Consider the following 14755-nt stretch of genomic DNA (forward strand, 5'->3'; position numbering starts at 1 on the left):
GATTATTTCAAAAATCATTTTTAGTAGCCGCTGGCTACAGCTGCCGATTTACCTCGGCCTAATCGTGGTGCAAGGCGTTTACGCTTATAAGTTTCTCGCTGCGCTTTACAATATGCTGATGAATTTAACCTCATTGAGCGAAACCCAAATTATGCTCGCCGTATTGGGTTTGATCGACGTCGTCATGATTGCGAATTTATTGCTAATGGTGACTGTCGGTGGTTACGAAACCTTTGTTTCTCGGCTGCATATTGATAATGATCCAGACCAACCTGAATGGCTGGATCACGTGAATGCAACGGTACTTAAAGTCAAACTTTCGATGGCGATTATCAGTATTTCATCGATCCATCTATTGCAGACTTTTATCAATGCCGCTCAAACCTCAGAAGCGACAATGAAATGGCAAGTGATTATTCATTTGTCTTTCCTCGTGTCTGCTGCTGCGCTCGCTTACACCGATAAACTGCTGCATTCGGTATCTAATCCGCACTAAGCACCGTCCCATCGATACAGCGCGCCGTCCTTGTGACGGCGCTTTTTTTGTCTCATTGCGAAAAAACAACGGCGTACCGCGCCTTCATTACTTCTGATTTTCAGCTTGAGGCCCTAAATGACATTTAGCTGGATCGCCGCCGATAGACGGAGAAGTCAGGGTATAATCAAGGCCATTCTTTCTTGCATTGGGTCTACGCCATGATTCGCCGTTTTGATTCTACTTCCGTCGATTTTCAATCTGAACTCACCGCACTGCTGGCGTTTGAAACCTCGCAAGACCCACAAGTCGACGTTCGCGTTGCCGCCATTTTGGCCGATGTAAAAGCACGTGGCGACGCCGCCGTGATTGAATACACCAATCAGTTTGACGGCACCAGCGCCCAATCGATGGCCGATTTGGAGTTAAGCCAAGAAGAACTCAAAGCCGCGTTTGAACGCCTACCAAGCGATCAAGCCGCCGCATTACAAGCCGCTGCCGCACGCGTGCGTAGCTTTCATGAAAAGCAAAAAATGACGTCATGGTCATACCAAGACGAAGACGGCACACTGCTCGGCCAGCAAGTGACCGCGCTCGATCGCGTGGGTATTTATGTTCCCGGTGGCAAAGCAACGTATCCATCGTCGGTACTGATGAATGCCATTCCGGCGCACGTTGCTGGCGTTCAAGAAATCATCATGGTGGTGCCAACGCCACGTGGCGAGCGCAATGATATGGTGCTGGGTGCGGCGTATGTGGCCGGTGTGAGCCGTGCCTTTACCATTGGTGGCGCGCAAGCCGTAGGCGCATTGGCATTTGGCACGCAAACCATTCCGCAAGTCGACAAAATCACCGGCCCAGGCAACGCCTACGTCGCCGCCGCCAAACGTGCAGTATTTGGGATTGTCGGCATTGATATGGTGGCCGGTCCATCCGAAATTCTGGTGATTGCCGACGGCACCACGCCTGCCGATTGGGTGACAATGGACTTATTTAGCCAAGCCGAACACGACGAAATCGCGCAATCGATTCTGCTGTGTACCGACGCCGCTTACTTAGCTGAAGTTGAAGCCAGCATCGCTAAATTGCTACCAAGCCAGCCGCGCAAAGATATTATCAGCGCATCACTGGCTAATCGCGGCGCGCTGATTTTGGTGAAAGACTTAACTGATGCCTGCGAAATCAGCAATTACATCGCACCCGAGCATTTGGAGTTGTCAGTCGCCAATCCAGACGCACTATTGCCGCAAATCCGCCACGCGGGAGCGATTTTTATGGGGCAATTTTTACCTCAGAAAGCTTGGGCGACTATTGCGCCGGACCCAACCATGTATTGCCGACGGCCCGCAGCGCGCGTTTTTCCAGCCCGCTCGGAGTGTACGACTTCCAAAAGCGCTCGTCGATGATCAAAGTCTCTGAAGCTGGCGCACAAAAATTAGGCAAAATCGCCAGCGTTCTCGCGCACGGTGAAGGCCTAACAGCACACGCTAATGCCGCAGAACTACGTTTAAAAGCTTAAAGCAAACAGCCCCGCAATCACGACTGTGGGGCTGTTGAGATTGGCAATTTATAACTTAAGTATTGCGCTATAGACTAATAAGAAAATGTGCTACAGCCACATACCCTAAACAAGCAATTCACTCAAACCACTCAAATCGGGTGAAATATTCGGCACCATCGCCGCATTTAAATGCAGCAAAATAAAATTCACTCGACGCGCAAAATCATCCGCCAATTCAAACTGGCCAGTACTGCGAGCGTAACGCTCAGCCTGATCACTTAAACGCATTTCTAAATGCCGTAAACCATCGGCTTTTGCAATCAGCAGGCCACGCTGAATAATGCTCAGTGCCAATACCAGCTGCCCTTTTTTGGCCATTAATTGCGCCCATAACGCCAATAAATTGACCTCGACCCAATGATATGGCGTGCGAGCAACAATTGCTAAACCATCCGCAATTAAATCTTCTGCCGTGATTAGATCGCCCGTTTCTAGCTTAATTTCAGCCAAACGATATGAACTGGTCGCCGCATAATGTGGCAGTTTCTGCTGTAAACATAACTGCAAAGCTTCGCGCAGTAACGCTTTTGCGGCAGGGATTTCACCGATCTTTTTTAAATTAACCGCCCAATTAATTTTGGCCTTAACCAATAAAAAGGGATCGTCCTGCCCCAGCAATAATCCATGCGCTAGACTGTGCATTTTCGCCGCCAATGCATGGTCGCCACCGGCATCACAAATTTGCCCCAAGCCAATTAAGGCCAAACTGCGCGTTTTTAAAAACTCGACTTGTTTACCACACAAAACCGCACATTGCTGCCAATGCTCAAGCGCTTGGGGGTAACATGCTTGCGAGTAATAACAACGGCCAATTTGCTCGATAATTTCTGGCGTGCGCTGCATTTGCTTAAATTCTTCGGCGTAGACCAATGCTTCTGTTAAGCAGCTCAGCGCATGCTTTACATCTCCGAGTTGATCTTCGATTTGCGAGAGCAACAAAGCGCAATCAATCAAACAAGACGCATCAAACACTTGCCGCGCTTCAGCTAACAACGCCAAACACTGCGTGCGCGCACGCTCCGGTTCGATAAACATCGATTGCCTTACCGCCAATACGCGCTGTTGTCGCACTACTTGCTCAGTTAAAGGCAGCTCAAACACAGAATGGATTTACCTCTTGAATTTGTTGTACTCAGATTCATCCGCGGTATAAGTACCGACGAATAGGCGTTTACAGACGATTATTTGCCTTATTATCGTCATCAAGGTCGAATTACTTGAGCGAAGCACCAAGATAAATGTCATCACGGCAAATAATAGTGTCAGATTAAACATGAATGACCCGCGACAAGCTTCGTCCCCCATTCATTTTTGTAAGAAAGAAACGCGGCGGCGAACGTAACGATTCGGCGGATTCTGATAGAATAGGACGGACATCATCGTGGTCCGCGCATTCCGCCCAATGCCCTTTGCCAATCTCGAGAACAGACTCATGCGCCAAGTAACAGTTAGCCGCAATACCTTAGAAACTCAAATCACCATTACCCTCAATTTAGACGGCACGGGAATCAGTAAATTTGATACCGGTGTACCTTTTTTTGAACATATGCTCGACCAAGTCGCTCGCCATGGCCTATTTGATATCGAAATCAAAGCCGTTGGTGATTTGCATATTGATGCTCATCATACGGTTGAAGATGTTGGTATTACGTTAGGGCAAGCCTTTGCTCAAGCGGTTGGCGATAAAAAAGGCATTGTGCGTTATGGCCACAGCTATGTGCCACTGGATGAAGCACTCTCGCGGGTGGTGGTCGACTTATCTGGCCGCCCTTGCTTGGAATATGATTGCGAATACACCCGCGCAATGATCGGCGGCTTTGATGTCGATTTATTTGGTGAATTCTTCCGTGGTTTTGTTAACCATGCTGCGATTAGCTTGCATATCGACAATCTGAAGGGCAAAAACGCCCACCACCAAGCTGAAACGATTTTTAAAGCGCTTGGCCGTGCTTTGCGTATGGCCGTTGAGCACGACCCCCGCATGGCGGGCATCACACCATCGACCAAGGGCACGCTAGTCGGCTAATTTGGCTAAAAACATTAACCACAGAGACACAGAGGCGCAGAGATAAACCAAGACGACCAATGAACACTCAATCGTTTTTGTTTTTCCACTACTCCCTCTGTGTCTCTGTGCCTCTGTGGTGAAATATTTAAAATGAAAATAGCAATCGTAGATTACGGCATGGGCAATTTGCATTCGGTGACTAAGGCGTTTGAGCTGGTTGCCGAAGGGCAAGCCGAGATTATCCTTACCGCCGACCCGGCTGTTGTGGCTAGCGCAGATAAAGTGGTCTTTCCTGGCCAAGGTGCCATGCCCGATTGTATGCGTGAACTCGAGGCCAGCGGTTTAAAACAAGCTGTACTCGATGCTGCGGCAAGCAAGCCTTTTTTAGGCATTTGCGTTGGTGCACAGTTATTGTTTGAACATAGTGAAGAAGGCAATATGGATTGTCTTGGCGTTTTTAAAGGCAAGGTGATTAAGTTCAAGCCCGAAAATATGCATGATGAGCACGGCCAAAAACTCAAAGTGCCGCATATGGGCTGGAATGAAACATTCATTGTGCAAGATCACCCACTATGGGCTGGCATTGCTGACAAAGAGCGCTTTTACTTCGTTCACAGCTATCATTTTGCGCCGGCCGAACCACACGACACCATCATTGAAACCAGTTATCCCAATCGTTTTGCCGTGGCAATTGCTAAAGATAATATTTTTGCCATCCAATGCCACCCCGAAAAAAGCCACACTGCTGGGCTGCAATTATTAAGAAATTTTGTGCATTGGAATGGTAAGCAATAAGCTAAGCAGATATTCAGTTTGCAATCGCTTCGCTCAATTCAGTTAGTTTTAACCTATACTGCTTACTTGGCTTTGACCTATTAACGACTCTTTTACTTTTACACGCTAACATCATGCTGATTATTCCTGCAATTGATTTAAAAGATGGCCAGTGCGTACGCCTGCGCCAAGGTGAAATGAACGATGCCACCGTATTTTCTGACGATCCAGCAAGCTTCGTTAGTCATTGGCTCGATCAAGGTGCGCGTCGGATGCATTTAGTCGATTTAAACGGTGCGTTTGCGGGTAAGCCAAAAAATTTGGCTGCGGTAAAAAAAATCCTCGCGGCAATCAATGGCGAAGTGCCGGTGCAATTGGGGGGCGGCATTCGCTCGCTGGAAACCATCGAAATGTATCTGGATGCCGGGATTGATTACGTCATTATTGGTACCGCCGCAATCAAACAACCGGGGTTTTTACACGAAGCGTGTGATGCCTTTCCGGGTCAAATCATTGTCGGTCTAGATGCCAAAGACGGCATGGTGGCCACTGATGGTTGGGCTAAAGTCACCGACCACAATGTGATTGATTTGGCAAAACGCTTTGAAGGCTACGGCGTTGAAAGCATTATTTACACCGATATCGGCCGTGATGGCATGTTGTCTGGGGTGAATATCGAAGCCACGGTCAAATTAGCCCAAGCTTTAACCATCCCAGTCATTGCTTCTGGCGGTCTAACTAATTTGGACGATGTGCGTAAATTATGCGAAGTGGCCGATGAAGGCATCGAAGGTGTGATCACTGGCCGTGCTATTTATGAAGGCACCATCGATTTTGCCAAGGCACAAGACTTAGCGGATGAGCTTTCCGCCTAAATCGTCAGCGAGGGCGCATGGAAAAACCAGACTGGTTCAATTGGGCAAATGACGAAAGAAAAACGGGTGATTGGATTCGCGCCAATAACCCCAAGTGGTTTGCCGAGGTTTGCCAGATTTTGTTTGAATATGACCCGATGATGATTTCGCTAGTGAGCGAGCCGGAAGGTTATGCGCCAGAAGTAGGTAGTATTTTACGCAGTCTACCGCAGTGCTTGAACGTCGACGACGTGCAACAACTTCTTTTTAATGTTTTCACCCAATGGTTTACGCCAGAATTTGCTGGCAGCCGCAGCCAATACGCTGAAGCTGCGGCCGCCATTTGGGAAAACTGGAAACAGCAACAACTCGATTAATCTGCGGTGCCTCACCGCACGGAAATAAAATGCCTTTAGCCAAACGTATTATTCCCTGCCTTGATGTCACTGCTGGCCGTGTCGTCAAAGGCGTCAACTTCCTCGAATTACGTGATGCCGGAGACCCTGTCGAAATTGCGCGCCGTTATGACGCACAAGGCGCTGACGAGCTGACCTTTCTCGACATTACCGCTTCAAGCGACAACCGCGATTTAATTTTGCACGTCATCGAAGCAGTTGCATCGCAAGTTTTTATCCCGCTCACCGTTGGCGGTGGCGTTCGCGTTCCTGACGACGTGCGTCGTTTACTCAACGCTGGCGCCGATAAAGTCAGCATCAATACCACGGCGGTGACCAATCCCGAAGTGGTCGAACAAGCCGCTAGCCGTTTTGGTAGCCAAGCCATTGTGGTGGCCATTGACGCTAAAGCCACCGATGCCACCAATAGCCGTTGGGAAGTCTTTACCCACGGCGGTCGCCGTGCAACCGGGCTCGATGCGGTGGAATGGGCGCTAAAAATGCAGCAACTTGGCGCCGGTGAAATTTTACTCACCAGCATGGATAGAGATGGCACCAAGATCGGCTTCAATCTGCCACTAACGCGTGCCGTATCTGATGCGGTCAATATTCCAGTTATCGCCTCGGGTGGCGTAGGTAATTTGCAGCATTTGGTCGATGGCGTGAAGCAAGGCCATGCCGATGCGGTATTGGCGGCGAGCATCTTCCATTTTGGCGAATACTCAGTTCGAGACGCTAAGCTCGCCATGCAAGCAGCAGGCATTGAGGTGCGTTTATGAGCCAGCCACTTTGGCTAGATGAAATCCAGTGGGATGACAAAGGCCTAGTGCCGGTCATCGCCCAAGACGAAACATCAGGACGGGTCATGATGTTTGCGTATGCCAATAGAGAGGCCGTTGCACTTACTGCCGAGCGACATACCGCCCATTATTGGACTCGATCACGGCAAAAACTTTGGCACAAAGGCGAAGAATCAGGACATTTTCAACACGTATCAGCCATTGAGCTCGATTGCGATGGTGATGTACTGATTTATAAAATTCGCCAAGAAGGTGGCATCGCTTGTCATACCGGCCGTGAAAGCTGCTTTTTCCGCACTCTGCAAAATGACCAATGGGTTGTTTCCGAAGCAGTTTTAAAAGATCCCAAGTCGATTTATGGTGCGAATCATCAACATTAAAAAATCTCACACCGTTACAATTGCCACGAACTTGTAACGTAAGCGCAATATAATCCCTCATGTTTGCTGTATGGAGCTCGCTATGGTTTCCGCTGAAATTCTTGAACGTCTATCGACTACGCTGGCTGAGCGTCGTTTAGCTGATCCAACTTCGTCATACGTTGCCAAGCTGTATCATAAAGGCACCGATGAAATCCTCAAGAAAATCGGCGAAGAAGCAGTCGAAACCATTATGGCGGCTAAAGATGGCGACAAACTGCATTTGGTGCGAGAAGTTGCTGATTTATGGTTTCACACTATGGTTTTGCTGGCACATCAAGGCTTAAGCCATGAAGATGTACTGGCCGAATTAGCAAGACGTGAAGGCATTTCGGGTATTGATGAAAAAGCGGCACGTAAATAAGCACTCGTGCAAAAGTTTTATCGCCTAGCCTAAGCGCCGAAAATTGACGTTAACATTTGGCAAGGCTGCGATGCACGAAAACTTTTGCTTATCTACTTAGGTCTAATGGGAAGCACAATGAGCGATTGTTTATTTTGTAAAATTGTTGGCAAAAAGATTCCTGCGAAAATCATTTATGAAGACGATGATCTCATCGCTTTTAACGATATTCGCCCAGCAGCCCCAGTACATTTTTTAGTCATTCCGAAGCAACATATTGACTCTTTACTTGGCTGCACCGAACAAGATCAAGTTTTACTGGGTAAACTTTTGGCACGCGTACCCCACATTGCGCGTGAACAAGGCTTACAAGCCGGCTTTAAAACAGCGATCAATACCGGTGAAGCCGGCGGGCAAGAAGTGTATCACTTACATTTACATGTCTTGGGTACCCCAGAAGAGTCATAGACGCTCAGACGCAGATTAATTACCCTGTATCAATATATCTATTTGTATTGATACAGAAATTTAGCACTTATCGGCGATCAATCGCCCTCTCTACTTATCGAGGCATATCATGGGTTCATTTAGTATTTGGCATTGGTTAGTGGTACTGGTCATTATCATCTTGGTTTTTGGCACCAAAAAATTAGGCTCAGTCGGTAAAGACTTAGGCTCAGCAGTCAAAGGCTTTAAAGATGGTTTAAAAGATGGCGAACAAGCTGAAGCTGACGCCAAAAAACCAGCAGAAAAAGAAGTCGGTCGTGTCATTGATAACGACAAACCTTAAGCGTGCTTGGCACTCAGGTTTTCGCTATTTTTATTCACCCCGCTTTTTTCGGTAATGCCTGTGCTTGACATGAGTTTTGGTGAGTTATTAGTCATTGGTGCTGTCACATTGATTGTGGTGGGGCCGGAACGCATGCCTAAAGTTGCAAGAACGGCCGGCATGCTGCTGGGCCGCTTGCAGCGCTTTATCGCCAATGTGAAATCTGAAATCCACCAAGAAATGCAAATGGGCGAACTCGCCAAACTAGAGACTCAATTGCGCGAAGGGACTGATGATTTACGTAATTCAATTCATCAGCCCTTTGCCGACGCCGCCGCTATGCTAGCCGAAGGCGCACAAATGCCACCGACAGGCAGTGATGAGGACAGCAGCGCCGCCCTTGAGCACGCCATCGAAACTTTGCCAGCACTCCCCAATAGTGCCTATCGCGATCGGCGCTAACCTCAATGAACGATGAATCACTGAGTTCATCAACTTGCGGCAGTGAATAGACCCAACCCTTGCCGACAGCGAAAAAGACATGATCGATAATCTACAGCCTTTATTTAGCCATTTATTAGAGTTGCGCACCCGCCTAGTTCGCGGCGTACTGGTTTTTTTGCTGGGCTTTATCGTTGCCTTTGCTTTTTCGGCGCAACTTTACGATTTACTCGTTGCCCCATTAGCGACGGTACTTCCCGGCCAAAAACTGGTCACAATTGGCATTGCCTCGCCGTTTATGGTGCAAGTTAAAATCGCCGCCTTAGTGGCTTTTGTCATTACCTTGCCGCACACTTTATTTCAAGCTTGGGCTTTTATTGCGCCCGGTCTGTATCAGCATGAAAAAAAGCTCATTATTCCTTTAATCATCGCCTCCAGCCTGTTGTTTCTTCTGGGCATGGCCTTTGCATATTTTCTGGTTTTTGGCGTGGTGTTTAAGTTTATTGTCTCGGTTGTACCTGCCAGCATGCAATGGCTGCCTGACTCTGGCGAATACCTTGATTTTGCCATTGGCATGTTTTTGGCCTTTGGCGTGACTTTTGAAGTGCCGATTGCTGTGATTGTATTGGTCAAAATGGGCGTAGTCTCCATCGCAAAATTGCGTGAAATTCGCTCTTATGTCATTGTCGGCGCTTTTGTCATTGCTGCCATTGTTACGCCGCCCGATGTCGTATCGCAATTGATGCTCGCGATTCCACTGTGTTTGCTCTACGAGCTGGGCGTTTTTATTGCAGCCATGTTATTTCGCCCCAAAGCGGTCGTACCCGTTTGATTTTTCTCTGAGTTCATTATGCCGATTCAACTGCGCCTATTGCAGACCTTGCTCTTTTTGTTTGCCGCCGTGCCGTGTGGGATTCCTTTTCGCTGGAATCCCAATCCCGTTTTCCCATCTGAGCTAGCCGCCTTTGTGTTATGCGTGTTGATTACGCTCACTTGTGCCTTTATTCCAAGTGATCACAAAGACAAAATCAATCCACCGTGGACTAGTCTATTTTGGCTGGCTTTTGCCAGTTTTATTGGGATACAAGCGGCCATTATTCAGCCGTATTACGCCACCGAAGTCGTTTATCCTGTGGTCTATGCACTGGGTGCCGGGATGCTGGCTTGGTCTTTATCGCGCGCGATGGCGGTCTACGGCTCGCAAAGTATTGTCACCATGTTTGCCTGGGGTTTACTTGCTGGCGCCATCTTTAATTCTGGCCTCGCAGTGCCACAAATTATGCAATTGGTACAAGAAGGCCCACGACTGATTTTTGGCAACATCGGCCAAAAAAAATATGTATGGGCATTATCTGGCTTGGGGCCTTGCGAGCGCGGCATATTTAGTCACGCAAAAAGACGAGCTGCCAAAGTGGATGTTTTGGATTGTTGCACCGTGGTTGGCGTTGTCATTGGCATTTTGTGGCTCACGTTCGCCATTTTTGTACGCCGTTGCATGGCTACCGGCGGGTTTATTCTTGTGGTGGCGCGGTGGCGAGATCGTTCGTCAATTTGGTAAAGCACTGAGTATTGCTGCTGTTTTAATCATTGTGATGCAATTTTTAGCGCCGCTAGTGAATGAATTACTGCAAGCGCTACTCAAAGCCAAAAATGAAGTGCCAACGGGCTTGGATCGCATTGATTCTAATGGCTCACGCCGCTTGGTTGAATGGGAAAAAGCTTGGTTAGCTTTCTTGCAGCATCCATGGCTTGGACTGGGCTGGGGCGCATATGGCGCGCAAAGTATTGCGCTGCAAGTTCGGCCCGAATTTGCCATTGTCTCTGAGAGTGTTTTATTTACTCACGCGCATAATTCAGTGCTGAATTTACTCGCTGAAACCGGCATTTTTGCTACTGCGATCATCGTAGCAGGGATCACTTGGGCGTTTGCTAATTTATGGCGCAACTGGAATCAACCGGTGGTGGTGTTTGGTGCGGCACTGGCCATCGTATCGATTTTGCATAGCTTGGTGGAATATCCACTGTGGTATTTCCACTTCCTAGGTCCCTTTGTTGTCGCGCTACTCTTGTTGCGCAGCGATGGGCCACAATGCCAAGTGCCAGCGATCGCAGCGCGAATCAGCTGGACCATCTGGGCGGCGATGGCACTGACAATTTCGGTGCTCGGCGCACAGCTATATCTCAAGATTTACCCGATTATGGATCCCGCCAAAGACGAAAAAATCAACGCAGCGCGAATTCAAACTTTAGAAGGCCTACGCAGCAATCCGTTAATCGACTTTTATGCTGACTTTGGTTTATCTAATTACATCGTCGCCAGCAAGAGCGAAATGCCTTGGAAGCTTGGCATCTTACGCAATCTCAACGCGATTCGCCCTTACCCTGGGCAAATGACCGATCAAGCCGTGATGGAAGCACTCAATGGCAATCAAGCCCTTGCCCAGCAGCTCATGCGCCAAGCGGCTTTTGCTTATCCAGAAAGCTATGATTATTTTTACGAAACCTTATTTAAATTTGATGAACCGGCAGTGCGCGCCTTGGTAAAAGAAGTCGATGAAGGACGCGAGTTTTTTAACCGCAACCTCGATTTCAAATTAAAGCGCCCAACCCCGCCTGAGGAAGAAACCGTCAACTAAATACATAGGCAGATCATTTGATCTGCCTTTTTTATAACTATCTGCAGATCATTCAACCGGCCTTTTTTATAACTGACTGCAGATCATTCAACCGGCCTTTTTTTATAACTATCTGCAGATCAATCAATCTGCATTTTTAACTGAACGCAGAGCAACCGATTTGCCTTTTGCTAGCGAACAACACTGCAATCTGTTGCCTTTTCAGCCTTAGCCACCAACCTTGCGCCTTATTTCATCAGCGACTCACATCCTTACGGCATAATTTACTGTAATAGCGCATCGACGCTAAGCCGCAACTTAAATAATGGATGAGACAATGTTAATCACCACCTTCGCGCTACTGGCATTTATTCTGCTACTGGCCTATATCGCCTTACGCGGCGTCTATGAATTTCGCTTATCTCTTGGCGAAAACGCTGACGAGCACATGCCGTTATTTGCGCCGCACACCGGTACTTCAGCCTCTTTTCACCAACGTCATCCGATTTACGCCATTGTGTTATTGGTGCTCGGTGCGCGTTTAGCGACTTGGCTATTGGCATGGCTGTTGTTTATCTTTCGAGAAAATCAGGTGGTCGGCTTTTTTGACAGCCTCAAAACCATTTGGTGGCGCTGGGATGCGGTGCATTATCTAAATATTGCTGCTCACGGCTATGTCACCGACGCGATGCCAGAAAAGCTCAATCTGGTGTTTTATCCACTCTACCCGGCCTTGGTCGCGTTGATTGGGCTCACTGGAATACCAGTGTTTGCGGCCAGCTTAATCGCCTCATTAGCCGCTTTTTGTGGTGCCTGTATCGTGCTCTATCGTTTGGTCGAGCGCGAAACGCAAAATACACAGCTGGCTTGGGATTGCTGCAAAATCTTAGTGATTTTCCCGTTCTCGTTCTTTTTTGCGATGCCGTATACCGAGAGCTTATTTTTACTGCTCACTTTACTGTCATTTTGGTATTTACGCGGCGGGCATTGGCTACTGGCTGGCGTATTTGCTGCGCTGGCAGGCTTTACCCGCAATCAAGGGATTTTATTGCTGGTTCCATTTGCCGTTGAAATCCTATTGCGCTGGCGCAATGGCCAGCTCCACCGCCCTTGGCGCGCGCTGCTAGGGCTTACCTTAGTCCCGTTGGGTTTATTGGCTTATTTAGCGATCAATCACATTGTGGCCGGCAATTGGCTGCAGTTTTTAATCTATCAACGGCAAAATTGGTCACAAAGCTTTGGCTTTATGCCCAGCAATGTTGCCAACGCCTTTAGCAACCTCGTGCAAGGCGATTTAAACCTCGCGCTGGGCACTTGGTTGCCCACCGTGCTGTGCTACTTTGCCGCGATTGCCTTGCTGCTCACCAGTGGCCGGCAATTGCCACTGCCGTATTTAGCCTATGCCGCGGTGTATTTATGGGTGTCGTATTCGCCAAGCTGGTTGCTATCGGGCCCACGCTATTTGATGAGCTTATTTCCACTGGTGATTGCTACCGGTATGTTGATGCAAAAAAATCGTTATTGGCATCAAGCGATCGAACTCATCATGCTCTTCGGGCTGGGGTTTTTCTTGCTGATGTATATCCATTACCAAGTGTATTGAGCAGGGCTAGCGAGCTATACCCTAGCAAAAAATCAAATCGCCACCGCATCAATAAAAAATTCTCGATTGCCATCACCACCGGCAATCGGGCTGGCGAAATAACTGAGCACGCGAAATTGATTTTCCGTCGCGGCGAGGCAAATTTTGGCTTCAACTTGTGGATAAAGGCTGTCATCACGAACGATGCCACCTTTACCCAAGGCCTGTGGGCCTAATTCAAATTGCGGCTTCACCAAAAACAATAATCGCCCCCCCACCGGTAACACCGAGCGCAATGCGGGCAATACCAAGCTCAGCGAGATAAACGACACATCCCCCACCACTAAATCCAGCGGCGCATCAAGCGCAGATTCAATCATGGCTAAATTTAAATGCCGCGCATTGACGCCTTCAAACTGCGTCACTCGCGCATCAATCGCCAAGCGCGGGTGCAATTGATTATGCCCTACCTCAATGCCCACCACGCGCCGTGCGCCGGACTGCAATAAGCAATCAGTAAAGCCACCAGTTGAAATGCCGACATCCAAGGCCAAAACGCCGCTGACATCCAAGCCTGCCGTGGCTAAAGCACCCGCCAATTTAAGTCCGCCGCGTGATACATAGCGGTCTAACTCATCCGGCGTTACGCTGATTTCAGACGCGGGAGAGACTTTAGTCGCCACTTTATGAATTTGCTGGCCATCAACCCACACTCGTCCAGCCAAAATCATGGTTTGCGCCGCAGTGCGCGACGTGGCCAAACCCAATTCAAGCAGCCATAAATCAGCACGCATATTGATTCCAAAAAATAGATCCGCAGCACGCCGATTAACAACGCCACAACGGATGCACTACCAATCAAAACGCCCTCTAAAAAGAGGGCGATCAGCCAACAAACGCAGCGCCAAACGCTGGCCATCCAATCAAATAAATGATTCGTCTGGGCTTAAGTAGCGCCATTGGCCGCGCGGTAAATCACCGAGCAAAATCCGCCCAATCCGAATCCGCTGCAAACCGACAACTTCCAGACCAACTAGCTCGCACATCCGGCGAATCTGGCGTTTTTTTACCTTCACGCAAAATAAAGCGCAATTGATCGGTATTTTGCCACCAAACCCGCGCGGGTTTGAGTTTAACGCCATCGAGCTCAAGGCCGTGATTGAGTAAACGTAAACCATCGGCTTTTAAATGCCCAGAAACGCGCACTAAATATTCTTTTTCAACTTGAGAGTTTTCGCCGATCAAGGTTTTAGCCACCACGCCGTCTTGCGTCAAGACCAATAGTCCAACTGAATCAATATCCAAGCGCCCTGCTGGCGCGAGGCCTTGATAATGCACCGGCGAAAAAGGAATCCCGCTATTGTCGCCAACCCAATGGTTTTCTGGCTTAAACAGAACCACTGCTGGCTCGTAGCCGTCTTCGGCTTGGCCGGAAACATAACCTACCGGTTTATTAATCAAAATCGTTGCGCGGCCAGCTTGTACTTGGGCGGCAAATTTATGCAGCTCAATCTGCTGGCTCGGTAAAATCTTTGTCCCGAGCACATCGACCACTTGGCCATCGACCAAGACCCAGCCACGGGCAATATATTCATCGGCCTCGCGACGCGAGCATAAGCCCAATTCGGCCATGCGTTTGGATAAGCGTAGGGGTTCTTCCATAATTTTTTCTGCTAATAAAGGCCGACAATGCAACATTTTACTGTTTTAATCGTCTAG

17 protein-coding genes and 2 pseudogenes are annotated in these 14755 nt (G+C 48.5%); 16 read left to right on the plus strand and 3 right to left on the minus strand.

From position 1 onward, the window contains the following. Nucleotides 1-4 precede the first annotated feature (4 nt). Together GKO28_RS07095 and hisD are read left to right on the plus strand one after the other, a co-directional pair. Nucleotides 5-496 (plus strand): TIGR00645 family protein, encoded by a 492-nt coding sequence (locus GKO28_RS07095; protein WP_374220758.1) that lies wholly within the window; start codon nucleotides 5-7, stop codon nucleotides 494-496. A gap of 200 nt (nucleotides 497-696) precedes the next feature. After that, a pseudogene (hisD, locus tag GKO28_RS07100) lies at nucleotides 697-1994 on the plus strand (histidinol dehydrogenase). 105 nt (nucleotides 1995-2099) lie between these two features. Here the strand turns inward: hisD and GKO28_RS07105 are convergent. After that, nucleotides 2100-3137, minus strand: coding sequence for a hypothetical protein (locus GKO28_RS07105; protein ID WP_203563986.1), 1038 nt, complete (start codon nucleotides 3135-3137; stop codon nucleotides 2100-2102). A gap of 331 nt (nucleotides 3138-3468) precedes the next feature. On the opposite strand from GKO28_RS07105, the gene hisB reads away from it, so the two are divergent. The 14 genes from hisB to GKO28_RS07170 all read left to right on the plus strand — a co-directional run bounded on the left by hisB (nucleotide 3469) and on the right by GKO28_RS07170 (nucleotide 13057). Beyond that, complete coding sequence (gene hisB / locus GKO28_RS07110) at nucleotides 3469-4062, plus strand: imidazoleglycerol-phosphate dehydratase HisB (RefSeq protein ID WP_173532543.1); 594 nt, start codon at nucleotides 3469-3471, stop codon at nucleotides 4060-4062. Between the two features lie 132 nt (nucleotides 4063-4194). After that, the gene (hisH, locus tag GKO28_RS07115; RefSeq protein ID WP_182075806.1) at nucleotides 4195-4839 is read left to right on the plus strand and encodes an imidazole glycerol phosphate synthase subunit HisH; all 645 of its coding nucleotides are present in this window, start codon (nucleotides 4195-4197) and stop codon (nucleotides 4837-4839) included. Nucleotides 4840-4952: 113 nt separating this feature from the next. Further along, nucleotides 4953-5693, plus strand: a complete 741-nt coding sequence (gene hisA, locus GKO28_RS07120) for a 1-(5-phosphoribosyl)-5-[(5-phosphoribosylamino)methylideneamino]imidazole-4-carboxamide isomerase (protein WP_173532545.1) — start codon at nucleotides 4953-4955, stop codon at nucleotides 5691-5693. Between the two features lie 17 nt (nucleotides 5694-5710). After that, nucleotides 5711-6049 carry a hypothetical protein gene (locus tag GKO28_RS07125; protein WP_182075807.1) on the plus strand — a complete coding sequence of 113 codons (339 nt, stop codon included), beginning with the start codon at nucleotides 5711-5713 and terminating at the stop codon, nucleotides 6047-6049. Between the two features lie 29 nt (nucleotides 6050-6078). Beyond that, entirely contained in the window at nucleotides 6079-6846 is a 768-nt protein-coding gene (hisF, locus tag GKO28_RS07130) for an imidazole glycerol phosphate synthase subunit HisF (protein WP_173532547.1), read from the plus strand. Continuing rightward, nucleotides 6843-7247 (plus strand): phosphoribosyl-AMP cyclohydrolase, encoded by a 405-nt coding sequence (gene hisI, locus GKO28_RS07135; protein WP_182075808.1) that lies wholly within the window; start codon nucleotides 6843-6845, stop codon nucleotides 7245-7247. Before hisF ends, hisI begins: the two co-directional genes overlap by 4 nt. 82 nt (nucleotides 7248-7329) lie before the next feature. After that, nucleotides 7330-7650, plus strand: coding sequence for a phosphoribosyl-ATP diphosphatase (locus GKO28_RS07140; RefSeq protein WP_173532549.1), 321 nt, complete (start codon nucleotides 7330-7332; stop codon nucleotides 7648-7650). Nucleotides 7651-7767: 117 nt separating this feature from the next. Next, nucleotides 7768-8097: a histidine triad nucleotide-binding protein gene (locus tag GKO28_RS07145; RefSeq protein WP_182075809.1), complete on the plus strand. Its 330-nt coding sequence runs from the start codon at nucleotides 7768-7770 to the stop codon at nucleotides 8095-8097. 109 nt (nucleotides 8098-8206) lie between these two features. Next, the gene (gene tatA, locus GKO28_RS07150; protein WP_182075810.1) at nucleotides 8207-8419 is read left to right on the plus strand and encodes a Sec-independent protein translocase subunit TatA; all 213 of its coding nucleotides are present in this window, start codon (nucleotides 8207-8209) and stop codon (nucleotides 8417-8419) included. Between the two features lie 69 nt (nucleotides 8420-8488). Beyond that, entirely contained in the window at nucleotides 8489-8860 is a 372-nt protein-coding gene (locus GKO28_RS07155; protein WP_203563987.1) for a twin-arginine translocase TatA/TatE family subunit, read from the plus strand. Nucleotides 8861-8939: 79 nt separating this feature from the next. Continuing rightward, entirely contained in the window at nucleotides 8940-9671 is a 732-nt protein-coding gene (gene tatC / locus GKO28_RS07160; RefSeq protein ID WP_182075812.1) for a twin-arginine translocase subunit TatC, read from the plus strand. Nucleotides 9672-9689: 18 nt separating this feature from the next. Then, nucleotides 9690-10397, plus strand: a complete 708-nt coding sequence (locus GKO28_RS19465; protein ID WP_247646411.1) for a hypothetical protein — start codon at nucleotides 9690-9692, stop codon at nucleotides 10395-10397. Next, on the plus strand, nucleotides 10321-11475 hold the full coding sequence (locus GKO28_RS07165) for a PglL family O-oligosaccharyltransferase (protein ID WP_247646721.1): 1155 nt from the start codon (nucleotides 10321-10323) through the stop codon (nucleotides 11473-11475). Before GKO28_RS19465 ends, GKO28_RS07165 begins: the two co-directional genes overlap by 77 nt. A gap of 316 nt (nucleotides 11476-11791) precedes the next feature. Next, on the plus strand, nucleotides 11792-13057 hold the full coding sequence (locus GKO28_RS07170; protein ID WP_182075814.1) for a mannosyltransferase family protein: 1266 nt from the start codon (nucleotides 11792-11794) through the stop codon (nucleotides 13055-13057). 32 nt (nucleotides 13058-13089) lie between these two features. Here the strand turns inward: GKO28_RS07170 and GKO28_RS07175 are convergent, their stop codons facing one another. Together GKO28_RS07175 and GKO28_RS07180 are read right to left on the minus strand one after the other, a co-directional pair. Further along, nucleotides 13090-13830, minus strand: coding sequence for a TlyA family RNA methyltransferase (locus GKO28_RS07175; RefSeq protein WP_182075815.1), 741 nt, complete (start codon nucleotides 13828-13830; stop codon nucleotides 13090-13092). 129 nt (nucleotides 13831-13959) lie between these two features. Beyond that, nucleotides 13960-14698: pseudogene (locus GKO28_RS07180) on the minus strand (pseudouridine synthase). Nucleotides 14699-14755 lie beyond the last annotated feature (57 nt).

Source organism: Deefgea sp. CFH1-16 (genome assembly GCF_016881365.1).
Taxonomy (GTDB): Bacteria; Pseudomonadota; Gammaproteobacteria; order Burkholderiales; family Chitinibacteraceae; genus Deefgea.